This is a genomic window from Paenibacillus vandeheii, from assembly GCF_030433635.1.
GTDB lineage: Bacteria > Bacillota > Bacilli > Paenibacillales > Paenibacillaceae > Paenibacillus > Paenibacillus vandeheii.
Window position 1 is genome coordinate 1 of the sequence record NZ_JAROCD010000023.1, and the last position, 21,467, is coordinate 21,467.

Annotated in this window: 33 protein-coding genes; 2 read left to right on the top strand and 31 right to left on the bottom strand. The window is 45.0% G+C overall.

Annotated elements, in window-relative coordinates; genetic code table 11:
* Positions 1-520: 520 nt before the first annotated feature.
* Both P5G61_RS29920 and P5G61_RS29925 read right to left on the bottom strand, forming a co-directional pair.
* A complete protein-coding gene (locus P5G61_RS29920) occupies positions 521-751 on the bottom strand; it encodes a hypothetical protein (protein WP_017692114.1) in 231 nt (76 codons plus the stop codon).
* Between the two features lie 209 nt (positions 752-960).
* Positions 961-1,578 (bottom strand): stage II sporulation protein M, encoded by a 618-nt coding sequence (locus tag P5G61_RS29925; RefSeq protein ID WP_301249811.1) that lies wholly within the window; start codon positions 1,576-1,578, stop codon positions 961-963.
* 121 nt (positions 1,579-1,699) lie between these two features.
* On the opposite strand from P5G61_RS29925, the gene pdaB reads away from it, so the two are divergent.
* Positions 1,700-2,476, top strand: a complete 777-nt coding sequence (pdaB, locus tag P5G61_RS29930; RefSeq protein ID WP_301249812.1) for a polysaccharide deacetylase family sporulation protein PdaB — start codon at positions 1,700-1,702, stop codon at positions 2,474-2,476.
* A gap of 143 nt (positions 2,477-2,619) precedes the next feature.
* Here the strand turns inward: pdaB and P5G61_RS29935 are convergent, their stop codons facing one another.
* Entirely contained in the window at positions 2,620-3,252 is a 633-nt protein-coding gene (locus tag P5G61_RS29935; protein WP_079348940.1) for a KinB-signaling pathway activation protein, read from the bottom strand.
* Positions 3,253-3,377: 125 nt separating this feature from the next.
* Here P5G61_RS29935 and gerD point away from each other — a divergent pair, with 125 nt between their 5' ends.
* Complete coding sequence (gene gerD / locus P5G61_RS29940) at positions 3,378-4,136, top strand: spore germination lipoprotein GerD (RefSeq protein WP_301249814.1); 759 nt, start codon at positions 3,378-3,380, stop codon at positions 4,134-4,136.
* A gap of 126 nt (positions 4,137-4,262) precedes the next feature.
* On the opposite strand, the gene P5G61_RS29945 is transcribed toward gerD, so the two are convergent.
* The 28 genes from P5G61_RS29945 to rpsQ form a co-directional block, all read right to left on the bottom strand.
* Positions 4,263-5,363 carry an Mrp/NBP35 family ATP-binding protein gene (locus P5G61_RS29945; protein WP_301249816.1) on the bottom strand — a complete coding sequence of 367 codons (1,101 nt, stop codon included), beginning with the start codon at positions 5,361-5,363 and terminating at the stop codon, positions 4,263-4,265.
* Between the two features lie 79 nt (positions 5,364-5,442).
* A complete protein-coding gene (gene cwlD / locus P5G61_RS29950) occupies positions 5,443-6,201 on the bottom strand; it encodes an N-acetylmuramoyl-L-alanine amidase CwlD (RefSeq protein ID WP_301249817.1) in 759 nt (252 codons plus the stop codon).
* 68 nt (positions 6,202-6,269) lie between these two features.
* Positions 6,270-7,439 (bottom strand): sulfate adenylyltransferase, encoded by a 1,170-nt coding sequence (gene sat, locus P5G61_RS29955; protein ID WP_301249818.1) that lies wholly within the window; start codon positions 7,437-7,439, stop codon positions 6,270-6,272.
* 80 nt (positions 7,440-7,519) lie between these two features.
* Positions 7,520-8,212: a phosphoadenylyl-sulfate reductase gene (locus P5G61_RS29960; RefSeq protein WP_301249819.1), complete on the bottom strand. Its 693-nt coding sequence runs from the start codon at positions 8,210-8,212 to the stop codon at positions 7,520-7,522.
* Between the two features lie 760 nt (positions 8,213-8,972).
* Complete coding sequence (gene rpsI, locus P5G61_RS29965) at positions 8,973-9,365, bottom strand: 30S ribosomal protein S9 (RefSeq protein ID WP_024633563.1); 393 nt, start codon at positions 9,363-9,365, stop codon at positions 8,973-8,975.
* Positions 9,366-9,384: 19 nt separating this feature from the next.
* Positions 9,385-9,822, bottom strand: coding sequence for a 50S ribosomal protein L13 (rplM, locus tag P5G61_RS29970; protein ID WP_024633564.1), 438 nt, complete (start codon positions 9,820-9,822; stop codon positions 9,385-9,387).
* A 207-nt stretch (positions 9,823-10,029) separates the two neighbouring features.
* Positions 10,030-10,803, bottom strand: a complete 774-nt coding sequence (gene truA, locus P5G61_RS29975) for a tRNA pseudouridine(38-40) synthase TruA (protein WP_301249852.1) — start codon at positions 10,801-10,803, stop codon at positions 10,030-10,032.
* Between the two features lie 160 nt (positions 10,804-10,963).
* Positions 10,964-11,329, bottom strand: coding sequence for a 50S ribosomal protein L17 (rplQ, locus tag P5G61_RS29980; RefSeq protein WP_017692102.1), 366 nt, complete (start codon positions 11,327-11,329; stop codon positions 10,964-10,966).
* Positions 11,330-11,363: 34 nt separating this feature from the next.
* The gene (locus P5G61_RS29985; RefSeq protein WP_024633566.1) at positions 11,364-12,308 is read right to left on the bottom strand and encodes a DNA-directed RNA polymerase subunit alpha; all 945 of its coding nucleotides are present in this window, start codon (positions 12,306-12,308) and stop codon (positions 11,364-11,366) included.
* A 136-nt stretch (positions 12,309-12,444) separates the two neighbouring features.
* A complete protein-coding gene (rpsK, locus tag P5G61_RS29990; RefSeq protein WP_017692100.1) occupies positions 12,445-12,840 on the bottom strand; it encodes a 30S ribosomal protein S11 in 396 nt (131 codons plus the stop codon).
* Between the two features lie 19 nt (positions 12,841-12,859).
* Positions 12,860-13,228 carry a 30S ribosomal protein S13 gene (gene rpsM / locus P5G61_RS29995; RefSeq protein ID WP_024633567.1) on the bottom strand — a complete coding sequence of 123 codons (369 nt, stop codon included), beginning with the start codon at positions 13,226-13,228 and terminating at the stop codon, positions 12,860-12,862.
* 20 nt (positions 13,229-13,248) lie between these two features.
* A complete protein-coding gene (gene rpmJ / locus P5G61_RS30000) occupies positions 13,249-13,362 on the bottom strand; it encodes a 50S ribosomal protein L36 (RefSeq protein ID WP_003333770.1) in 114 nt (37 codons plus the stop codon).
* Positions 13,363-13,514: 152 nt separating this feature from the next.
* Positions 13,515-13,730 carry a translation initiation factor IF-1 gene (gene infA / locus P5G61_RS30005; protein ID WP_017692098.1) on the bottom strand — a complete coding sequence of 72 codons (216 nt, stop codon included), beginning with the start codon at positions 13,728-13,730 and terminating at the stop codon, positions 13,515-13,517.
* A gap of 3 nt (positions 13,731-13,733) precedes the next feature.
* Positions 13,734-14,042, bottom strand: a complete 309-nt coding sequence (locus tag P5G61_RS30010) for a KOW domain-containing RNA-binding protein (protein WP_024633568.1) — start codon at positions 14,040-14,042, stop codon at positions 13,734-13,736.
* Positions 14,043-14,052: 10 nt separating this feature from the next.
* Positions 14,053-14,805, bottom strand: coding sequence for a type I methionyl aminopeptidase (map, locus tag P5G61_RS30015; protein WP_024633569.1), 753 nt, complete (start codon positions 14,803-14,805; stop codon positions 14,053-14,055).
* Between the two features lie 4 nt (positions 14,806-14,809).
* Positions 14,810-15,454 (bottom strand): adenylate kinase, encoded by a 645-nt coding sequence (locus P5G61_RS30020; protein ID WP_024633570.1) that lies wholly within the window; start codon positions 15,452-15,454, stop codon positions 14,810-14,812.
* Between the two features lie 90 nt (positions 15,455-15,544).
* Positions 15,545-16,843, bottom strand: a complete 1,299-nt coding sequence (gene secY / locus P5G61_RS30025; protein ID WP_301249821.1) for a preprotein translocase subunit SecY — start codon at positions 16,841-16,843, stop codon at positions 15,545-15,547.
* Entirely contained in the window at positions 16,843-17,283 is a 441-nt protein-coding gene (gene rplO, locus P5G61_RS30030) for a 50S ribosomal protein L15 (protein WP_062329463.1), read from the bottom strand. The genes secY and rplO overlap by 1 nt, the downstream gene beginning before the upstream one ends.
* A gap of 43 nt (positions 17,284-17,326) precedes the next feature.
* Positions 17,327-17,512, bottom strand: coding sequence for a 50S ribosomal protein L30 (rpmD, locus tag P5G61_RS30035; RefSeq protein ID WP_017692092.1), 186 nt, complete (start codon positions 17,510-17,512; stop codon positions 17,327-17,329).
* A gap of 12 nt (positions 17,513-17,524) precedes the next feature.
* Complete coding sequence (gene rpsE, locus P5G61_RS30040) at positions 17,525-18,022, bottom strand: 30S ribosomal protein S5 (RefSeq protein ID WP_017692091.1); 498 nt, start codon at positions 18,020-18,022, stop codon at positions 17,525-17,527.
* A gap of 27 nt (positions 18,023-18,049) precedes the next feature.
* Complete coding sequence (gene rplR, locus P5G61_RS30045) at positions 18,050-18,418, bottom strand: 50S ribosomal protein L18 (RefSeq protein WP_301249823.1); 369 nt, start codon at positions 18,416-18,418, stop codon at positions 18,050-18,052.
* A gap of 117 nt (positions 18,419-18,535) precedes the next feature.
* A complete protein-coding gene (rplF, locus tag P5G61_RS30050; protein WP_024633576.1) occupies positions 18,536-19,078 on the bottom strand; it encodes a 50S ribosomal protein L6 in 543 nt (180 codons plus the stop codon).
* A 30-nt stretch (positions 19,079-19,108) separates the two neighbouring features.
* Positions 19,109-19,507, bottom strand: coding sequence for a 30S ribosomal protein S8 (gene rpsH, locus P5G61_RS30055; protein WP_017692088.1), 399 nt, complete (start codon positions 19,505-19,507; stop codon positions 19,109-19,111).
* A gap of 32 nt (positions 19,508-19,539) precedes the next feature.
* Positions 19,540-19,725: a type Z 30S ribosomal protein S14 gene (locus P5G61_RS30060; protein WP_013312154.1), complete on the bottom strand. Its 186-nt coding sequence runs from the start codon at positions 19,723-19,725 to the stop codon at positions 19,540-19,542.
* A gap of 73 nt (positions 19,726-19,798) precedes the next feature.
* On the bottom strand, positions 19,799-20,341 hold the full coding sequence (gene rplE / locus P5G61_RS30065) for a 50S ribosomal protein L5 (protein ID WP_024633577.1): 543 nt from the start codon (positions 20,339-20,341) through the stop codon (positions 19,799-19,801).
* Between the two features lie 32 nt (positions 20,342-20,373).
* A complete protein-coding gene (rplX, locus tag P5G61_RS30070) occupies positions 20,374-20,727 on the bottom strand; it encodes a 50S ribosomal protein L24 (RefSeq protein ID WP_024633578.1) in 354 nt (117 codons plus the stop codon).
* A 39-nt stretch (positions 20,728-20,766) separates the two neighbouring features.
* On the bottom strand, positions 20,767-21,135 hold the full coding sequence (rplN, locus tag P5G61_RS30075) for a 50S ribosomal protein L14 (protein WP_024633579.1): 369 nt from the start codon (positions 21,133-21,135) through the stop codon (positions 20,767-20,769).
* 35 nt (positions 21,136-21,170) lie between these two features.
* Complete coding sequence (rpsQ, locus tag P5G61_RS30080; protein ID WP_017692084.1) at positions 21,171-21,437, bottom strand: 30S ribosomal protein S17; 267 nt, start codon at positions 21,435-21,437, stop codon at positions 21,171-21,173.
* Positions 21,438-21,467: the final 30 nt, after the last annotated feature.

Genomic DNA, 21,467 nt, shown 5'->3' on the forward strand with positions numbered 1-21,467 from the left:
CAAACTCTCCAATAAAGTATTGAAAAGAGCGATATGCTCATTTTGAAACTGACGAGATTAAAAATCTCATTTGTGCTTCGAAATCACACCGTCCGAAGACATGTACCGATTTCTCAGCGTCGATCTTGCAAGCAAGATCATTACTCACTCGTTGTTCAGTTTTCAAAGATCAAACATTCAATTTGTTTCGGTTTTTCATGTCACCGTATTTTCAGCGGCGACTTTTATAATATATCATGTTTGAGTTTACTTTGCAAGCACTTTTTTTCGATTTAATTTTCATCGCTTTATTCCAGCGCTTGTTTCGATTAACTTTTCCTTAAAAAAGGAACGAAAATTAATTTATCATATTGAACAAAAAAGGTCAACCCTTTTTCGACAAATTGCTTCATATCCCTTTTCAAAGAGGGTTATTCAATCTATTCGTAGTTCATAATGTCTGAGGTACAGCGCTGGCTTTACTTTACGGGCCGCACCTCTCTTATATTGGTGAACTTCAAATATTCCACTGACCACAGCATTAGGGCTTCGACTTTTTTAATTTACCGCCTCTAGCATATTTGGATAGCTCTTTAGGTGGCGCAAAGCGTGCGTACATACGGAACACAGTCTTGTAGCGACTCGCAATGGCGTATTTAATTTCTTGATCGAGACGGTTGTCACTTAAGTCGAACAACATTTCATCGAGCTCTTTGCGTAATACATAATCCAGTTCCTTGCATTCCTTCTCGTTAAACAGCATACCCAGCATTAGAGTTCTCCTTTTTCTGCATATGGATAATGGCGTGTCCCCTTGTATGTCTTCTTCCAGCCCCTTTAATTCAGGCTATATATCGGACAGCGCCGGTTTTAGTAGCAAACCTAGGATCATCTTGTTTGTCCTTTTGCGGTTGCTACTGAAACCCGTTTTATTGTTATGGTCAACTTTCTGAAAATTTATGAATGTCATCCCATACAAATTTATCCTCGCACTAGGCTGTAGGTAAGTGTACTTTCGATAATCGCTGCAACAAGAAGCAAAATAACAATCCAGAAGGATGCTGTTACCGTTGTGCGCATAAACTTACTCCACTGGCTGCTAATCGTATTTCGTTTGCCCCCGCCAAATTGAATTAGACTTTTGAGAACCAGCCCACCGAATCTTAGACCGAATGCACAAGCGATAATAATGACCGGAATTTCAATAATGCCATGTGGAAGAAGTCCTTTTACAACAATATCAAAGAAGCTGGCCCCATAGTTCATCGTGGTGTGTACCAGAAAACCGATAACCATTCCGTTAATCAACAGGAAAACGACAGGCAGAATGCCAAAGAAGATACCGGCATAGATTACGAGTACACTTTTGATCGCATTATTGAAAAAGATAAAGAGGAAGAAGTTCCATTGCACATTGCTTCCCTGCTCCAGCCTTTCACTAATCTCCCTGAGTCCCCCAATTTGGTTCAACAATATATCCTCAAGTGGTCCTGTACTCACCCATCCCGTGCCTATTCCAATAACAAACAATACGATCGACCAGATTAATGCACCACGAATGGAACTTAACGCTCTAAGAAATGTACTGAATTTTAACATAATATCCTCCTGTGAAACCAAGATGTTGGACAAACAAACGTCTGATACGAATAACTGCGAGGTACGAGCATACATTGGAGAGTAAACAAGCATTTCTTATGGGAGAGGGGCGCTTATTGAAATGAACTCGTTCTATGTATTTAGCGGCAAAAAGATCAAACGTTTCCTGATTGTGCTGGTTGCTGCCATCTTTGCTATCGGGATTATTTATCTGGAGAGCGGCAATATTTCTGTATTCTCGGAGGACGCACCATCCGCCGTATACAGCGTTCCAACCGATAAGAAGGTTATTGCACTCACCTTTGACATTAGCTGGGGAGATAAAAGGACAGAGCCTATTCTGAAGGTTCTCCAAGATAATAAAGTGCAGAAGGCTACTTTCTTCTTGTCCTCCCCCTGGAGTAAGACACACCCCGAGATTGTAACAGCCATCAAAGACGCAGGTTACGAGATTGGCAGCCATGGCCACAGACATGATAACTACAGCAGTCTGACTGAAGAGGAAATCCGCAAGGAAATTTTGACAGCTCATAGCATTTTAACCGATTTAACGGGAAAAGAACCGAAGTTGCTACGTCTGCCGAATGGAGACTTTGACAAACGTGTTCTCCAGGTAGCCAGCAGCCTAAATTACCAAGTTGTCCAATGGGACACTGATTCGCAGGATTGGAAGAACCCTGGTGTACAGACCATCGTTGATCGTGTTGTCAGCAAGGCACATCCGGGTGATATCGTGCTGCTGCACGCGAGTGATTCCTCGAAACAAACGCACGAAGCCTTACCCGTCATTATCGACAAGTTAAAAAATCAAGGGTATGAATTCGTGACGGTTTCCGAGCTGCTCAACCATTCAAGTGTCAAAGGTACGGAAGTTCGTGATCAGGCCAGCGCACAGTAACGAACACAGTAATCCGTCCGTGGCAGCTGCTGCAACTGTATAATAACCTTCAGGACATTTCCATGGCAAAAAGGCGCTGAAGCGCCATAAATGAAAAGAGCTAACCAGGTTAGCTCTTTTTGGCGTTTTTTTGTAGATAATTGCTACGCATGGCTTTCTTGTATCTGCTCGGTTTTTCGACTCACCCGCTGCTCCACCGACCCATCTACCAGCCTGTGCAATATCAGCATTTGGTATGCATTACAGATTAACAAAGGAACCACAATAAAGATGGTAGCCGCATTCACATCAATTCGCAACACACCGATCGTCTCTACTACAGTAACAGCCACCATGAAAAAGAGTGTAGGCACCAGCGCCGAAATATGTGTCTGCTTCACCTTTACGTAAGCGGTAACAATTCCAGCTGCCAAAATAATGATTCCAAGCACAATATCGGATAGGCGTTCTCTTTCCCCACCGACGAACAACCGTAAAAACATGACATCAAGCAACGCCAAAACGGTTAGAACAATCTGTACAATTTGCCAACTGCGTTTCGAAAATACACCTTTGCCCATATAGTTCAATATCAAGTATGCGAAAAAACCCATTTGCGAATACACGCTAATCATAATACCGGAACCAAACAAGATGAGGAGATAAATTAAAAAATCGGTCATTCCATTCGTTTTTTCTCCATTAACCAACATCATAATTAGCCCCGTCACTAATGATCCTGCAGCCCCAATAAGCAAAGCTGACCAAAATAGGAAAAACCATTTACGTAAATTCAAATGTTTTCCACCCCCGAGAGTTTATTTTACCAACCTTCACAGCAAAAAACCATCATCATTCAACATATTTAGCGGTTTCCCATCACATACTACATCCAGTATCTAATCAAGGAGGGGTTGTGCACATGAAACGGCCTTTGTGGCAGTTATGCTGTGTCGTACTTGGACTATCCGTCATGCTCGCCGGCTGTGGCTCAGATCAGAATTATTCGCCTCCTCAGGGCGGTTATAAAGAGATGAAAACAATGGTCGTGGATATTCTCAAAAGCGACGAAGGCAAAAAAGCGGTCGAGGAAGCGCTCACCGGACAAAGTTCCTCTGGTGGTGGAGGCGGTGCTTCCGGCCAAAGTGGAGCTTCAGGTGGTGGATCTGGAACAGTGGGTATGAAAATGTTAATGCCTATGCAATCTTCAGAACAAATACGTATAGCTGTAAAAGATACCATCACTGCTCCAGAGTACAAGAAGGAATTCGAGAAAATCATGACAGACCCTCAATTCGCAGGCGAATTCGCCAAAGTAATCAATGCTCAAAGCAAACAACTGCATATGCAATTGATCAAAGACCCAACGTATCAAAAGTCGATTGAAGATATCATGAAATCCCCTGATGTATCCAAGATGTTTATGGACATGACTAAAACACCAGAATATCGTAAACAAACGATGACCGTTATGCAGGAAGTCATGCAGAACCCTTTGTTTCGTATGGAGGTACTAACCTTATTAAAGAAAGTAGTACAGGATGAACTCCAGCCCAAAACTGAAAGCGGCGGTCAAGGGGATCAACAAGGTAAAAGTAAAGGTGAAGATGGCGGTAGCGGCGGTGGTGATGGAGGAGAGGGCGGCAGCGGCGGAGAGTCTGGAAGTAGCGGAGGATCTTAAAATAGGATAAAAGCGCCTCAAATGCTTCGAATGAAGCAGTTATGTAGGGATACACGATATAGATGCACAAAAGCCCACATTCGAAGATGTGGGCTTTTGTTTTTTATATTTTACATATTCAAAAATTTAAAACTTGGCATCAATAGATTGGGCAACTTCATCGTAAATCGCTCCGATTTGCGACTCTGCCTTATAAACAGATGGAGAAAAGTCAGGCTCTGAAATATGATTGTCCGGCGCTCCCAATGGAATCTGCGCTAGCAAAGTTGTATGCAGGCTCTCGGCAAGAGTTCCACCGCCACCTCGGCCAAATACGTAATCCTTCTTCCCGCATTTGCTGCATTCATAATAAGCCATGTTCTCCACAACACCAAGCAGCTCATGTTCCGTCTGAATCGCCATGGCACCTGCACGTGCAGCTACAAAGGCAGCTGTTGCATGCGGTGTTGTAACGATGATTTCTTTGCTATGTGGCAGCATCTGATGCACGTCCAATGCGACGTCACCCGTTCCGGGAGGCAGATCGAGCAGCATGTAATCCAACTCACCCCAATTTACATCGGTAAAGAATTGGCGCAACATTCTCCCCAACATGGGTCCACGCCAAATGACCGGATTGTTCTCCCGAATAAAGAATCCCATCGACATGACTTTTACGCCGAAACGCTCAACAGGTTGGATAACTCCGTCCTCAACGACTGGATATTCCTCTATGCCCATCATATCAGGTACACTGAAGCCATATATATCTGCATCAATCAGGCCAACCTTCTTGCCTTGGCGTGCCAGAGCGGCAGCCAAATTAACGGTTACCGTCGATTTACCGACGCCACCTTTACCACTAGCCACAGCAATAAAACGAACACCGGATTCAGGACTTAACAACTCATGCCCGTCCAGCCCTGCTGCATGGCCTTTGACAAGCACTTCGTCCTGATTGTCCTCCTGATCCGCTTGTCCTATGTTCAGGCTCTCACGCTCATGCTCAGACGCTGCACGCAGACGAATATGTACATCATTCACTCCGTGTTGGGACAACAGGTTGCGCGCGGCATCGCTTAGAGCAGTTGTATCTTCTGTGCGGTTCTCCAGCGTCACCATAGTTAGAGCAACATGATTTTCTTTAACCATGACATCACGAACCCACTGCAGTTCAGTCAAACTTACGCCCAATTGCGGTTCCTGCAATGGCTGCAATAGTTCAAGTATCTGTTCTTTTGATAACATCAGACAGCACCTCAGCTTTATCTATTGGCATGTAATTAGGTATGCTGAACCAATTATATCATTACCTTTCTCATTGTGACTAACTTTTAGGACGTTCTCCTGAGGAATAACGGAGAATTCCGTTGTAGATGGATGCGGCCACTTTGCGCTGATAGGATTCATCTGCAAGCAGACGCGCCTCTTCAGGATGAGAAAGGAAACCCACCTCCACAAGTGCCGAGGGAATTTTTAGTGCCTGGAGCAAATAAACGGTATTGACCGTTTTTGCGATTCGATCTGTATTTTCCAGATTACGAATCATTTCTTGCTGAAGCAAGTTGGCTAATCCTTCATTATCGGGATGATTGGGTGTATAAAAAACTTGTGCACCACTCCAGCGGTTCGAAGGAACACTGTTCATATGAATGCTGATAAAGAGATCCGCCTGTTTGTCCTCGATTCTTCTTACTCGTTGTTTCAGATCCTCCGTCTTGCGTTTGGAGTATCCTTTGGTATCTGAAGCTGCCAGATCGGTGTCTATTTCTCGGGTCATCACAACCAGGGCCCCTGCTTGCTGCAGATAATCTCGTACATACAGCGCAATGGATAAATTGATATCTTTCTCAATGACTCCCTGCTTACTCACTGCTCCCCCATCCGGTCCACCATGTCCTGCGTCAATGGCTATGACTTTACCTGCTAACGGCAAACTCCAGTAACCGGACATTTTCGAGGAGGGCAGCTCATACGTTACCACTGCCACAAACATGGCAAGCAAACACAGGCTTAACATGACCCTCTTCATGGTGCGCAACCTAATCCAGACCACAAAGTGCTTCTTCCCCATATTTTTACGCATAAAAAAACCACCTCGTCCCTATAAATGACTCTAATCATCTATATGGGACAAGATGGACAAATATACCGTTAGGAGCGGACTTGCTCAGCCATTCCTTCAATCAGCACCTCAGCTACCTCAGGGCGCGTAAATTCCGGTGGAGGGCATTGGCCGTCTCGCAGCAAGCCACGTACTTTGGTGCCAGACAGAGCCATATGGTGTTCTTTATCATGCGGGCAGGTTTTGCTTGATGCCATGTTGCCACATTTGGTGCAGAAAAAACTATGTTCGAAGAACAACGGCGTGATTCCCAGTTCTTCTGGTGTGAAGTTAGTAAAGATCTCCTGCGCTTCATACGTTCCGTAGTAATCACCCACACCTGCATGGTCACGGCCTACAATAAAGTGGGTACAACCATAATTTTTACGTACCATAGCGTGAAAAATGGCCTCTCTCGGACCAGCATAACGCATAGCCGCCGGGAATACGCCGAGGAACGCACGATCAGCCGGATAATAGTTCTCCAGCAAAACCAGATAGCTCTTCATACGTACATCGGCAGGTACGTCATCAGACTTCGTTTCGCCTACAAGCGGGTTTAAGAACAGGGCGTCCACAATCTCCATTGCACTCTTCTGAATGTACTCATGGGCACGATGGACCGGATTACGCGTCTGAAAACCGACAACCGTCTTCCAGCCCTTATCCTGGAACGTTTTCCGTGTCTCAGCGGGATCAAAGTAAAACTGTTCGAACTTGGCCGGTTTGGGGCGATTCAGCACTTGAATTGGACCTCCTACATACGTTGCAGGTCGTTCCAGCAGTTTTTTCACACCCGGGTGCTCTGGATCATCCGTCTTGAAAACACGACGTGCTTCTTCACCCTGATCTACCTGGTATAAGCTCTTCACTTCCAACAATCCATAGGTTACCCCATCATCATCACCAATGAGTGCCACCGTCTCACCAATCTGGAGCAATGCAGCCTGTTCCTCGTCTACAGCCAGGGTAATAGGTATACTCCAGACTGTTCCATCAGCAAGACGCATACGAGATATAACCGAAAGATAGTCTTCTTCAGTCATAAAGCCTTGAAGCGGTGAGAACGCACCCACGCCAATCAGATCCAAATCCGAAATCGTCCAGCTGTTAATACGTAAAGAGGACAATTTCTCACTCTCTCGTAATAATTGTTCCCGTTCTTCTCCTTGTACGACACGCTGAATCAGCGTACCTCCATGAGGCAGAATCGAAGTCATCTTGTCAGCTCCCTGTTCTCCATTTTTTTATATGATTAAGAGTGAATTCAATACTTTATCCAAACTTACTCTGAACTGAATTATTTATGAAGACCACATTCTGTTTTATCATTCCCCGACCAGCGTCCAGCACGTGGATCTTCTCCAGGCATAACCTGACGTGTACAATATTCGCATCCGATACTCGGGTAATTCTGATCATGAAGCGGATTGTATACGACATTATTGGTACGGATATACTCCCATACATCCTCTGAGGTCCAGTGTGCGATTGGGTTGAACTTCATAAGTCCAAACTTGGCATCATATTCTACCTTCTTGGAATTTGCACGCGTCGGTGCTTGATCTCTCCGGATACCGGTAATCCAAGCATCGTATTGGGATAAGATACGGGTCAGCGGTTCAACCTTCCGAATATTACAACAAGCATTCGGATCCGACTTCCACAATTGTTCTCCATGTTGAGCTGCCTGCTCTTCAGGAGTGATTTTTGGTGCAACACGTACAAAATCAAGATTGTACTTCTCTTTCATTTTGTCACGGGTTTCGTATGTTTCCTTAAAATGAAAATCGGTATCCAGATAAAAAATATCTGTGGATGGGCTGATCTTCTGAAGCATATCTACAAGTACCACATCCTCCGCACCGAAGCTGCATGCAAAAGTGATATTCGGAAACGTCTCAATAGCATAACGAATAATATCCTCTGGACTTGCGTTTTCCAACTCTTCAGCTTTCGTCCGTGCAAGTTCTTCTTTCTCCAACAAGTTCATATCTGCATTTCCCCCATTCTGCATTTCAACAATCACTAAAGCCGACTAATCTAATATGAATTATGTATAGTATAAATCTTTCATGGGGGATGTCAATGCCTGCCATATGGTAAAATACATCAGTTTCAGCCCATTTTTTATTGTTAATTTTAGTTGGAATTCGGGCTTAATTATACTTTAAATTGGTTTGTAGATAAAATCATTCATGTGAAACATCATCTATTCTCACCTTATCAGTACGCATTTATCAATATAAACCTTTGCTACGACTGGGTTTTTCGTGCCAATTCGATTATACGAAGTATAGAACATCTCTATAGGTCCTAAGGAATAAAGAGAGGAAAGAAGCATTTAATAATGAAATAGATTAAGGAATTGTATTCTTAAATTGTAAGGGTCCTTTATCAAAACCATAAGAAATACTGATGAAAATGAGATGTGAAAAATGAATGAATTTCAAACATAGTCAAATTTAAATTCAAGAATTAGATTTGTGGATATCGGAAAGTTTCATTTACTTGAGTGTTAATTGGTGGATGGAACACGAGTCGCAGCCGTCATGGTGTGAGGGGAGGGGATAGTATGATTCTAATTCAATCGGTCGTGGGGATATAAGTCCTGGGGGAGATACTTTAACGGGTACAGAGAAATCTGAAGCTAATCCACTGCATGAGCTGGAGTAATGAGAAGTTATTGTAGCCTAATGGGTTTATAGAATACAAAAAAGCCTTTGACCGAGGCCAAAGGCTTGTAATGCATATTAACGTTTGGAGAACTGAGGTGCGCGACGTGCGGCTTTGAGACCGTATTTTTTACGCTCTTTCATCCGTGGGTCACGAGTCAGGAATCCTGCTTTTTTCAGGGAAGCACGGTATTCCGGATCTGCTTTCAACAGAGCGCGGGAGATACCATGACGGATTGCGCCGGCTTGACCGGAGATTCCGCCACCATGAGCGATAACAAGAACATCATAGTTGCTGAGTGTTTCTGTCAGGTTCAGTGGTTGTTTTACGATCAGTTTGAGTGTTTCCAAACCGAAGTATTCATTAATATCACGTTTATTGATGACAATGCGTCCTTCACCCGGTACAAGGCGAACACGAGCTACCGAATGTTTACGACGACCTGTCCCATAGTATTGTACTTGTGCCATGAAACTGTCCTCCTTTTAATTAACCGCGAAGTTCATAAACTTCTGGTTTTTGTGCTGCATGTGGATGCTCAGTGCCTCTGTACGCTTTAAGTCTCAACTTCATTTTCTCGCCCATGCGAGTTTTAGGAAGCATACCGCGAACAGCCAATTCCAACATACGTTCCGGTTTGTTTTTAACCATCTCTTCAGCTGTAGTTACTTTCAAACCACCTGGGTGCATCGAGTGACGGTAGTATTTTTTACCTTGCATTTTTTTACCAGTCAATACAATTTTCTCTGCATTGATGATAACAACGAAATCGCCAGTGTCCACATGTGGAGTGAATTGTGGCTTATGTTTGCCGCGGATCAAAGCAGCTGCTTCGCTCGCCAAACGTCCGAGCGTTTTGCCTTCGGCATCAATGATGTGCCATTGGCGCTCAACTTCGTTAGGCTTCGCCATGTACGTGGTACGCATGAAAAGTTCCTCCTTAAAATGTTCAACATCATTATATTCATTTATCTTCGTTCATTAAGTGATAACTTTTAGGTGTTGATGGATAGTTCTTTCGTTTGTGACCCTCTTAATTGGGGCTGTGGGAAAGCCATTAAGAAAACACAACTTTTATATTACATGATAGGAGCTTAAATCGCAAGTGTTAATTAAGCATTTCACTTCGCAAATTTAATCTTTTCTGTATTCGAGGTCCCAGAGCATTAAACCGCAGCTAACTGCAGTAGGTCCTGCAGCAGAACGATTACAAGCAGCAATCATATTCGGTACATCAGAGGCTTTCCGTTTGCCCTCTCCGATCTCCAGCAAGGTACCTACAATAATACGAACCATATGCTGCAAAAAGCCGTTACCACTCACATAGATGTGAATGACACCCTGATCGCGCGGATGGTCCCTACACATTGAACGGTCCACTTCTATCCATGCATCGTATACCGAACGTACATGATTCTCTTTCTGAGACTTGCGTGAAGCAAAGGAGGTGAAATCGTACGTACCAATAAAATGACGCAACCCCTCCTGCATTGCCACAATGTCCAGCTTGGCATGATGATGATATTGCAGCCTTCGGTTGAATACATCCGGGAATTGATTTGCATTGACGGTATACCGATACGTTTTCTTTTTCGCTGCATAGCGAGAATGAAAATCGTGTGGTACTTCAGCCGCATCAATAACGATAATATCCGAAGGTAATCTGGAGTTGAGCGCAATACACCATCGTTCAATCGGGATCTGGGATTCCGTAGGGAAATTGAAGATCTGTCTGCGAGCGTGAACGCCAGCATCCGTTCTGCCTGATCCCATAATTTTAACCTTCTCACCGGTCAAAGCACGAATGGCATCTTCAAGATGGTCCTGGATAGTGTTCCCTCCCGGCTGAACCTGAAAGCCGTAATAGGCAGTGCCATCATAAGTTAACGTCATACATAAGTTGCGCATCATTACCACACCTTTGTTCCATACTTATACATGTGCCTATCCCGAACAGCAAAAGAAGCCCCTTTCGGAGCTTCTATTACAGCACGAATTCCGAAATGAAGAGAAAAAAAGGGTTAATCCAGAATCAGTGATTCTGTCCCCTTTCCTCATCTCATCTGTTTTACGCGCGGTCAACCAGTTCCAAGTAAACCATAGGCGCAGCGTCACCACGACGAGGTCCCAGTTTAAGGATACGAGTGTACCCACCTGGACGCTCAGCGTAACGACCGGACAATTCGCTAAACAGTTTTTGGATTGCATCTTGCTCACCATCGATTGTTTCGCGGCGAACATAAGCTGCCACTTGACGACGGGCATGAAGATCTCCCTTTTTCGCTTTAGTGATCAGTTTTTCAGCAATAGAGCGAACCTCTTTTGCTTTCGCTTCAGTTGTCTGAATGCGTTCGTATAAGAACAGGTCGGTTACCAGGTCACGGAACAAAGCTTTACGTGCGCTGGAATTACGGCCCAACTTTTGGTATGCCATTGTTTTCCCTCCTTCACTTCAAGCACTCGGCTGTCTATTCTTCTGTACGGAGTCCCAAACCGAGTTCCTCAAGCTTCTCTTGAACTTCTTCCAAAGACTTGCGTCCGAGGTTACGGACTTTCATCATGTCTTCTTCCGTTTTCGTGGTCAGCTCTTGCACGGTATTAATACCAGCACGTTTGAGGCAGTTGTAGGAACGAACAGAGAGATCCAGCTCTTCGATCGTCATTTCGAGTACTTTTTCTTTTTTGTCTTCTTCTTTTTCGACCATGATCTCTGCGTCTTTCGCTTCGTCTGTAAGACCCACGAAGAGCATCAAGTGCTCGGTCAAAATTTTAGCGCCAAGGCTTACAGCCTCTTCAGGACGAATACTTCCGTCAGTCCAAACTTCCAACGTGAGCTTGTCATAGTTGGTTACTTGGCCGACACGCGTATTTTCCACAGCGTAGTTAACGCGGCTGATCGGGGTGAAGATGGAATCGACTGGGATGACGCCGATCGGCTGGTCATCGCGTTTATTCCGATCTGCCTGGACGTAGCCGCGACCGCGATTGGCAAAAATACGCATGTGAAGTCTCGAACCTGGTCCGAGCGTAGCAATGTGCAAATCCGGGTTAAGGATCTCCACATCGGAGTCAGCACGGATATCTCCAGCCGTAATTGCTCCTTCGCCTTCAGCATCAATCTCGAGCACTTTCTCCTCGTCCGAATGAATTTTGAGCGACAAAGCTTTCAGGTTAAGAATAATCTCCGTTACATCTTCCATAACGCCAGGAACTGTAGCAAATTCATGCAGAACGCCATCGATTTGAACCGAAGACACTGCCGCACCCGGCAGTGAGGAGAGCAAGATACGACGAAGCGAGTTTCCAAGCGTCGTACCGTATCCGCGCTCCAGCGGTTCTACTACGAATTTCCCATAGGTGCCATCATCGTTGACGTCTACCGTCTCAATTTTCGGCTTTTCGATTTCAATCACTGCAATACCCCTCCTTCAAAACGTCGGTCCTCTATGAAACATTTACCTTCTCTTGCGAAAACATGTAGTAGTATGCCTAAACAACCATTATTAGCAGATTGTGCCGGAAATATACCACACGCAGGGGCAAATCTCATTAGACACGACGACGTTTTGGAGGACGGCATCCGTTATGCGGGACTGGAGTTACGTCTTTGATCAAATTAACTTCAAGACCAGCAGCTTGCAAAGAGCGGATCGCTGCTTCACGGCCTGCGCCTGGTCCTTTAACCATAACCTCAACGGCTTTCATCCCATGTTCCATTGCAGCTTTGGCAGCAGTCTCAGCAGCCATTTGTGCAGCAAACGGAGTCGATTTACGGGAACCTCTGAATCCGAGGCCGCCGGAGCTTGCCCACGAAATTGCGTTTCCGTGAGGGTCCGTAATGGTAACGATAGTGTTATTGAACGTGGAGCGGATATGTGCCACGCCAGATTCAATATTTTTACGGTCACGACGTTTAGTACGTACGACTTTTTTCGGTTTAGCCATTTTCTCTTATCCCCCCTTATTATTTCTTCTTGTTCGCTACAGTACGACGAGGACCTTTACGAGTACGAGCATTCGTTTTCGTACGTTGTCCACGAACAGGCAGACCACGACGATGACGAACTCCACGGTAACAACCGATCTCCGTCAGACGTTTAATATTCAAAGAGATTTCACGACGCAGGTCACCTTCTACTTTGACCTCTTTGTCGATACTTTCACGCAATTTGCTGACTTCATCTTCCGTCAAATCACGGACACGAGTGTCCTTATTGATGCCTGTTGTGCTCAGAATTTTCTGGGAAGTCGTTTTACCGATTCCGAAAATATAAGTCAAGGCGATCTCAACGCGCTTATCACGTGGCAAATCCACACCAGCTATACGTGCCATTTTACGCTACACCCCCTTCTTTAACCTTGTTTTTGTTTGTGTTTCGGATTTTCACAGATAACCATAACATTCCCTTTGCGGCGAATGACTTTGCATTTTTCGCAAATCGGCTTGACCGAAGGTCTTACCTTCATGTGAATTACCTCCTCAAAGTTTTGCTTAGCAAAACCCTCTTCGTAAGCATTGACCTTGTTTTACTATTGTAAAACCGGCTTCGAAGCTTTCGCAAGTTTTGCCGGGCAAAACCCGCTTCATAAGCTTCACAGTTCATTGCAACTGTCTACTACTATTTACGGTAAGTTATACGACCTTTTGTCAAATCATAAGGTGATAACTGAACAACCACTTTGTCTCCAGTCAGGATACGGATAAAGTGCATCCGCAACTTGCCGGAAACGTGAGCGAGAATTTGATGACCGTTCTCAAGCTCAACCTTGAACGTTGCATTCGGTAGCGGCTCGAGAACCGTACCTTCCACTTCAATGACATCTTCCTTGGCCATTAGTCAGTCTCCTTTCTCTTCAGCTTGAATGTTGGTGGATTCCAGAAACGAATGAACCGCATAGCGGAGCTTTCCGTTTGTCACCCGACCACTCTCGTTTAAACTGTTTACGACCTCGCTGCTAATCATTGGCTGGAGTTCAAGATGAAGAATATTCTTCTTCTTGGGTTGATCAAACTTACGTTTGTCCCCATCCGCAATATATACGAACTTACTGTCCGCTATAGCAACAATTACTGCGGCTTGGTCCGCATTGCGGCCTTTACGGATCTTCACAAGTTGACCGAGCTGCGGATTAGACTGATTGTTCATGCCTTATCACCTACGCATTCAGTTTTGTGAAAATTTCCATGCCTTCCGGTGTAACTGCTACGGTGTGTTCAAAGTGGGCGCATAACGATCCATCAACAGTGACGACAGTCCAGTTATCTTCCAACGTTTTCACATACCGTCTACCTGCGTTAACCATCGGCTCTATGGCCAGCACCATGCCCGCTTTAAGCCGTGGTCCCCGATCAGGAAGACCATAGTTCGGAATCTGTGGTTCTTCGTGCAGATCCGCTCCTATGCCGTGACCGACATATTCACGTACTACCGAGAACCCTTCATCTTCAATATATTTCTGAATCGCATGAGATATTGTAAACAAGCGAACGTCCGGTTTTACCAGCGCCAGACCTGCGTATAACGAAGCCTCGGTAACGTCCAGAAGACGACGGGCTTCTTCGGAAATACGGCCGACTGGATAAGTCCAGGCGGAATCTCCGTGATAACCCTGGTACTGCGCGCCAATGTCAAACGTAACGATATCGCCCTCGTTCAACTTTCGTTTGCCGGGAAATCCATGCACCAACTCTTCATTCACTGAAGCGCACACACTGGCAGGGAAACCGTTATAACCTTTGAAAGACGGCACAGCTCCTTGACTGCGGATGTATTGATCGGCCATATGGTCAAGTTCTCCAGTCGTAATACCGGGAGCGATATGCTCTGCCAAGAGACGATGCGTTTCCGCAACAATTCTCCCCGCTTCCCTCATCAAGCCCAGTTCCGTTTCGGACTTACCAATGATCATTCAATTAACCTCGCAGCAGGGACACGATTTCATGAGAAACTTGATCGATATCCTGCTCTCCGTCCATTTGACGAAGAAGGCCTTTGTTCTCATAAAATGTGAGGAGTGGTGCTGTTTTGTTGATATATTCGTCGAGACGTGTGCCTACGCTCTCTTCATTATCATCAGAGCGCTGGTACAAGTCACCGCCGCATTTATCACAAATACCTTCCTGCTTGGGCGGATTGAACACGACATGATAAGTGGCGCCACAATTCTTACAAATGCGACGACCCGTCAAACGGGCCAGCAATTTGTTGCGGTCCACTTTCAGGTTGATTACATGATCGAGACCTGAGTTCAGTCGATCCAGAATGCCATCGAGCGCTTCTGCTTGAGACAGGGTTCTTGGAAATCCATCCAAGAGGAATCCTTCTCTGCAATCAGGCTGCTGCAAACGTTCTTCAACGATGCCGATGGTTACATCATCTGGTACGAGCAATCCTTGATCCATATATTCCTTGGCTTTCAGGCCAATGGGAGTTCCCTGCTTAATCGCGAGGCGAAATGCATCGCCTGTTGAAATGTGGGGAATACCGAACTCTTTCACAATGACGTCTGCTTGCGTTCCTTTTCCTGCCCCCGGAGGGCCCATGAATAGGATGTTCACGTTATGTCACTCCCTCCAAGACTACCCTACATCAACAAACAGCACAATAGGTGCCGGCAAGTAAATCTTAGCTTGACCGGTACCTATTGCCTATTTATTGATAAAACCTTTGTAGTGGCGTTTGATCAATTGGCTTTCGATTTGCTTCATCGTATCCAGCGCAACACCGATAACGATCAGGAGAGAAGTTCCTCCAATTTGCGCAGATTGAGGCAAACCAGAAAGTGCCCCCAAGATTACAGGCAGAACGGAAATTACTGCCAAAAAGATGGCACCTGCCGTTGTCAAACGAGTCATGACACGGGTCAGATATTTCTCGGTTGCTTTACCCGGACGAATGCCTGGGATGTAACCGCCGTTCTTTTTCATGTTGTCAGCCATCTGCTGTGGATTCATCTGTACAAAAGTATAGAAGAATGTGAATCCGAAAATCATCACTACATACAGTAACATACCCAAAGGTTTGTGAGTAGTGAGATTGGCTCCGATCCACTGTGCCCATGCACGATCAGCCCAGAAGTTTGCGATGATCGATGGGAACATCAACAGAGATGAAGCAAAGATGACAGGGATAACACCTGCTGCATTAATCTTCAGCGGGATATGTGTGTTCTGTCCACCGTACATTTTGTTACCTACGACACGTTTAGCGTACTGTACAGGAATTTTCCGAATCGCCTGCTGGATGTAAATGACACCTATGATAATCAGCACAATAACTATTGCGACGATTACCCCTTTAAGAATGTTCATGAACATTTGATCAGCTTGGATAAAGTCGGATTCGATCGTTTGTTTGATAATATTTGGCACCGTTGACAGGATACCCGCAAAGATCAAGATCGAAATCCCGTTTCCTATGCCCTTCTCGGTGATCTGCTCACCAAGCCACATCAGGAATGAAGTACCGGCCGTAAGTACAATCGCGATCAAGATATAATCTGCAAATGTTGCGTTAGGCACCATTTCTGTATTGTACAAGCGGTTGAATCCGATCGACGTACCAAACGCTTGAATCAATGCCAGACCTACCGTTAAATAACGGGTCAGTTGTGCAGATTTCTTCTTACCTTGTTCACCCTGCTTTGCCCACTCCGCTAGTTTAGGAATAACGTCCATGGAAAGCAGCTGCACTATGATAGACGCAGTGATGTAAGGCACGATCCCGAGCGCAAATATCGAGAACTGAAAGAGCGCTCCACCCGAGAACGTATTGAGAAGTCCAAAAACTTCTTTACCCGCAGAATTTGTCGCTTCGAAAACCTCTTTGTTAACCCCAGGTACTGGAACGAAGGATCCGATGCGGTAAATGATCAGTACAAAAAGGGTAAATAATACCCTTTTGCGCAGATCTTCAACCCGCCAGATATTCTTTAGGGTCTTGAACATTAAATCACCTCAGTTTTACCGCCGGCAGCTTCAATTTTCTCCACCGCAGATTGAGAAAACTTGTTAGCTTTAACAGTTAACTTCACAGTGACTTCACCGTTACCCAGAATTTTGATTCCGGATTTAGCGTTTTTAACTACGCCATTCGTCATCAAGAATTCTGGAGTTACTTCAGTACCCGCAGCAAAACTGTTCAGGTCTTCAGTATTCACAACTGCATATTCTTTGCGAGTTGGGTTTACGAAACCGCGTTTTGGCAAGCGACGATACAATGGATTTTGTCCACCTTCGAAGCCCGGACGAACACCACCGCCGGAACGAGCGTTTTGTCCTTTGTGACCGCGACCTGATGTTTTACCAGTACCACTACTTGGACCGCGACCAAGACGTTTACGTTCTTTGCGGGATCCAGGAGATGGTGAAAGCTCATGTAACTTCATCGTTCGTTGCACCTCCTTAAAGATTTGTGGGATTAACCCTTTTTTAAGCTTCTACTTCTTTAACAGCGACCAAGTGGCTTACTTTGTTAATCATACCACGAATGGCAGGATTGTCGTTTTGAACCACTTTGCTGTTGATTTTGCGCAAGCCCAATGTTTTCACAGTTGTTCTTTGCGTCTCCGGACGTCCGATCAAGCTGCGGACGAGGGTAATTTCTAATTTAGCCATGAGATTCCCTCCTTAACCCAGAAGCTCTTCGACGGATTTGCCGCGCAGTTTTGCCACGTCTTCAGCACGTTTCAAACGGGACAAACCTTCCAAAGTCGCATTGACCATGTTCATGGAATTCGAAGAACCCAGAGATTTTGTCAAAATGTCACCTACACCAGCAAGTTCGAGAACCGCACGTACAGGACCACCAGCGATAACACCAGTACCTTCAGATGCTGGTTTCAACAGAACGCGTCCTGCGCCGAACTTACCTGTTACCAAGTGAGGAATCGAAGTTCCTACGAGTGGAACGTGTACAAGGTTTTTCTTAGCGTCTTCAATACCTTTGCGAATCGCATCAGGTACTTCGCCCGCTTTACCGATACCAGCTCCAACCCAGCCGTTGCCGTCGCCGACTACAACCAGTGCGCTAAAGCTGAAACGGCGTCCGCCTTTTACTACTTTAGCTACGCGATTAATATTTACAACTCTTTCAGTCAGTTCCAAAGTATTCGGATCTACACGCAAGTCGTTAACCTCCTTTTGAAAAATATCTTAAAACTCAAGTCCTGCTTCACGAGCCGCTGCAGCCAATGCTGCGATACGACCATGGTACAGATAACCGCTACGGTCAAATACGATGTTTGAAACGCCTTTGTCTTTCGCACGTTTAGCAACGAGTTCGCCGACTTTACGAGCAGATTCAACAGATGCGCCATTTTGGATGTCGCCGCTCAATTCTTTGTCTACAGTAGACGCGGAAGCGATCGTAACACCAGCTACATCATCGATGATTTGAGCATACATATGTTTACCAGAACGGAATACGTTCAAACGAGGACGTGCTGCCGTTCCTTGGATTTTCTTACGAACACGAAGGTGTCTTTTCAGACGTGCCTTGTTTTTATCTGTTTTCGTAATCATCTCAGGGATTCACTCCTTTCAGGTTACCTCGCTGGCTTCAAACCGGAAGCCACGGGGTATATTAGAAACACAAGAAGCAAGCAAGCCGAAAACCGCGCAAAGGCGGTAAGAAAAATCTTATTTCTTCTTACCGGCTTTACCTTCCTTACGGATGATACGCTCGCCTTCATATTTAATACCTTTACCTTTGTACGGCTCAGGTTCACGAACGGAACGGATTTTAGCAGCGTAAGCACCTACACGCTCTTTATCAATTCCGCGAACGATGATTTTCGTATTCGAAGGAACTTCGAATTCGATTCCCGCTTCCGGTGTAATTTCAACCGGGTGAGAGTAGCCAACGTTCAGAACGATTTTATCTCCGGATTTGCTTGCACGATATCCGACCCCAACCAGCTCCAGGGATTTTGCGAATCCTTCAGTAACACCACTCACCATGTTATTTACAACGCTACGCGTTGTGCCGTGCAAAGAACGGTGAGTTTTGTTATCGGAAGGACGCACAACTGTAATTTCGTTGTTTTCAACTGTTACCTTCATATCTTTATGAAGTTCACGAGTCAAAGATCCTTTTGGTCCTTTTACCGTAATAACGGTGTTGTCCAGTGTGATGTCCACACCACTTGGTACTGTAATTGGTTTGCGACCAATACGAGACATATGTTGCACCTCCTATCTTGTGACGTTATATTACCAAACGTAGCAGACGACTTCTCCGCCGGATTTTGATTGACGAGCTTCTTTGTCCGTCATGATACCTTTGGATGTCGAGATAATAGCGATACCCAGACCACCAAGTACACGAGGTACTTCGTTGCTTTTCGTGTAAACACGAAGACCCGGTTTACTGATTCTTTTCAGACCAGTAATAACACGCTCGTTATTTTGACCGTATTTCAGGAAAACACGGATAATCCCTTGTTTGTTATCATCGATAACTTCAGCGTCACGGATGAAACCTTCACGCTTCAGGATATCGGCGATTTGTTTTTTCATTGTCGAAGCAGGCATTTCTACCGTTTCGTGACGAACTGTGTTCGCGTTACGAATACGTGTAAGCATATCTGCAATTGGATCAGACATAGTCATTGTGAGTTAACCTCCTTCCCGTTCAGGACTTTTTACCAGCTTGCTTTTTTCACGCCAGGAATCTGGCCTTTATAAGCTAATTCACGGAAGCAAATTCTGCAAATTTTGAACTTCTGCAGTACCGAATGTGGACGTCCGCAACGCTCACAGCGTGTATAAGCACGTACTTTAAACTTTGGTGTACGTTGTTGTTTAACTTTCATCGAAGTTTTTGCCACTTAGCCTGACACCTCCTAAATAATTTCGGAGAAAAGGGAGTCTTTCCAGACACCCGGAAACGTTATAGCAACATTATTTTACGAAAGGCATTCCGAGTTGCGTGAGCAATTCACGGGATTCTTCGTCTGTTTTCGCCGTTGTTACGATGACAATATCCATACCGCGGACTTTGTCTACTTTATCATACTCGATCTCTGGGAAGATCAGTTGTTCTTTCAGACCCAGTGTGTAGTTACCACGTCCGTCGAAAGCTTTACTCGATACACCGCGGAAGTCGCGGACACGAGGAAGCGTAACGTTGAGCAGTTTATCGAGGAAGAAGTACATGCGCTCGCCGCGCAATGTTACTTTCACACCGATAGGCATGTTCTCACGCAGTTTGAAACCTGCGATAGATTTTTTAGCACGAGTGATTACAGGTTTTTGACCTGCGATCAATTGCAAATCGTTTACTGCGGAATCCAACACTTTGGAGTTTTGGACAGCATCGCCCACACCCATGTTGATAACGATTTTCTCGATTTTCGGCACTTGCATTACCGTTGTATAGTTAAACTTCTGCATCAAAGCAGGAGCAATTTCGTTCAGGTAACGTTCTTTCATTCTTGCTGCCATGAATCATAGACCTCCTTTCTCATTCGGTTCAATTAGTCGATAATTTCTCCGGAACGTTTAGCAACGCGCACTTTCTTTCCGTTATCCAACACTTTGTAACCTACACGGGTTACTTTTCCGCTCTTTGGATCGATGTGCATTACGTTGGAAACGTGAATCGGAGCTTCCTTCTCGATAATGCCGCCTTGCGGATTTTGCTGGTTAGGCTTCTGGTGTTTTTTAATCATGTTAACACCTTCCACAAGGACGCGGTTCTCACGAGGATAAGCAGCGATGACACGGCCTTTTTTACCTTTGTCTTTACCGCTGATCACCATAACTGTATCTTCTTTTTTTACATGAAGTTTATTGTTATGGGATTCCAGAACTTTTTTCACTCTTGGCATTTCGTACACCTCCTGTTTCTAACATCACGAGATTAAGCTTTAGATAACTTCTGGGGCCAAGGAAACGATTTTCATGAAGTCTTTCTCGCGGAGTTCACGAGCAACAGGTCCGAAAATACGTGTTCCACGCGGGCTTCTGTCGTCTTTTACAACAACTGCTGCATTTTCATCAAAACCGATGTAGGAACCGTCTTTACGACGTACAGAACGCTTCGTACGAACGACAACCGCTCTAACTACATCACCTTTTTTGACAACGCCGCCTGGTGTTGCTTGTTTTACAGAACAAACGATCAGATCACCGATTTGAGCTGTACGACGTCCCGTACCGCCGAGTACGCGGATACACATCAGTTCCTTCGCACCGGAGTTGTCAGCCACAGTCAAACGTGTAAATGGTTGAATCATTTAGTATTCCTCCTTTCAGCTATGCTGCTGATGCATTAGATGATAACCGCTTTTTCTACGATTTCAGTAAGTCTCCAGCGTTTATCTTTCGAAAGCGGACGAGTCTCCATGATTTTCACCGTGTCACCGATTTTCGCAGTGTTTTCTTCGTCATGCGCTTTGAATTTTTTAGTAACCTTAATGCGTTTATGGTACAAGTTGTGTTTTTTGTAAGTTTCTACAGCAACAACAATCGTTTTGTCCATTTTATCGCTGACCACTTTACCGGTTTGCACTTTACGTGCGTTACGTTCTTCGCTCATTGTTGGCCTCCTTCCTGATTACGGACGGAT

Coding starts and splice junctions, on each gene's coding strand:
- rpsH (WP_017692088.1), bottom strand. CDS start 19,507: ATGACTATGTCTGATCCAATTGCAGATATGCTTACACGTATTCGTAAC.
- rplO (WP_062329463.1), bottom strand. CDS start 17,283: ATGAAGTTACATGAGCTTTCACCATCTCCTGGATCCCGCAAAGAACGT.
- P5G61_RS29925 (WP_301249811.1), bottom strand. CDS start 1,578: ATGTTAAAATTCAGTACATTTCTTAGAGCGTTAAGTTCCATTCGTGGT.
- rpsI (WP_024633563.1), bottom strand. CDS start 9,365: ATGGCACAAGTACAATACTATGGGACAGGTCGTCGTAAACATTCGGTA.
- rplR (WP_301249823.1), bottom strand. CDS start 18,418: ATGATTACGAAAACAGATAAAAACAAGGCACGTCTGAAAAGACACCTT.
- P5G61_RS29945 (WP_301249816.1), bottom strand. CDS start 5,363: ATGTTATCAAAAGAACAGATACTTGAACTATTGCAGCCATTGCAGGAA.
- rpsM (WP_024633567.1), bottom strand. CDS start 13,228: ATGGCACGTATAGCTGGTGTGGATTTGCCACGTGATAAGCGCGTTGAG.
- rplN (WP_024633579.1), bottom strand. CDS start 21,135: ATGATTCAACCATTTACACGTTTGACTGTGGCTGACAACTCCGGTGCG.
- rplX (WP_024633578.1), bottom strand. CDS start 20,727: ATGCCAAGAGTGAAAAAAGTTCTGGAATCCCATAACAATAAACTTCAT.
- rpmJ (WP_003333770.1), bottom strand. CDS start 13,362: ATGAAGGTAAGACCTTCGGTCAAGCCGATTTGCGAAAAATGCAAAGTC.
- P5G61_RS29920 (WP_017692114.1), bottom strand. CDS start 751: ATGCTGGGTATGCTGTTTAACGAGAAGGAATGCAAGGAACTGGATTAT.
- rpsQ (WP_017692084.1), bottom strand. CDS start 21,437: ATGAGCGAAGAACGTAACGCACGTAAAGTGCAAACCGGTAAAGTGGTC.
- P5G61_RS30010 (WP_024633568.1), bottom strand. CDS start 14,042: ATGAACAATCAGTCTAATCCGCAGCTCGGTCAACTTGTGAAGATCCGT.
- pdaB (WP_301249812.1), top strand. CDS start 1,700: ATGAACTCGTTCTATGTATTTAGCGGCAAAAAGATCAAACGTTTCCTG.
- rplQ (WP_017692102.1), bottom strand. CDS start 11,329: ATGGCATACCAAAAGTTGGGCCGTAATTCCAGCGCACGTAAAGCTTTG.
- infA (WP_017692098.1), bottom strand. CDS start 13,730: ATGGCCAAGGAAGATGTCATTGAAGTGGAAGGTACGGTTCTCGAGCCG.
- gerD (WP_301249814.1), top strand. CDS start 3,378: ATGAAACGGCCTTTGTGGCAGTTATGCTGTGTCGTACTTGGACTATCC.
- truA (WP_301249852.1), bottom strand. CDS start 10,803: ATGCGCAACTTATGTATGACGTTAACTTATGATGGCACTGCCTATTAC.
- map (WP_024633569.1), bottom strand. CDS start 14,805: ATGATCATTGGTAAGTCCGAAACGGAACTGGGCTTGATGAGGGAAGCG.
- secY (WP_301249821.1), bottom strand. CDS start 16,843: ATGTTCAAGACCCTAAAGAATATCTGGCGGGTTGAAGATCTGCGCAAA.
- rplM (WP_024633564.1), bottom strand. CDS start 9,822: ATGCGTACCACGTACATGGCGAAGCCTAACGAAGTTGAGCGCCAATGG.
- rplE (WP_024633577.1), bottom strand. CDS start 20,341: ATGGCAGCAAGAATGAAAGAACGTTACCTGAACGAAATTGCTCCTGCT.
- rplF (WP_024633576.1), bottom strand. CDS start 19,078: ATGTCTCGTATTGGTCGCAAACCAATTACAGTACCAAGTGGTGTGGAC.
- rpsK (WP_017692100.1), bottom strand. CDS start 12,840: ATGGCTAAACCGAAAAAAGTCGTACGTACTAAACGTCGTGACCGTAAA.
- sat (WP_301249818.1), bottom strand. CDS start 7,439: ATGACTTCGATTCTGCCTCATGGAGGTACGCTGATTCAGCGTGTCGTA.
- P5G61_RS29960 (WP_301249819.1), bottom strand. CDS start 8,212: ATGAACTTGTTGGAGAAAGAAGAACTTGCACGGACGAAAGCTGAAGAG.
- rpmD (WP_017692092.1), bottom strand. CDS start 17,512: ATGGCTAAATTAGAAATTACCCTCGTCCGCAGCTTGATCGGACGTCCG.
- cwlD (WP_301249817.1), bottom strand. CDS start 6,201: ATGCGTAAAAATATGGGGAAGAAGCACTTTGTGGTCTGGATTAGGTTG.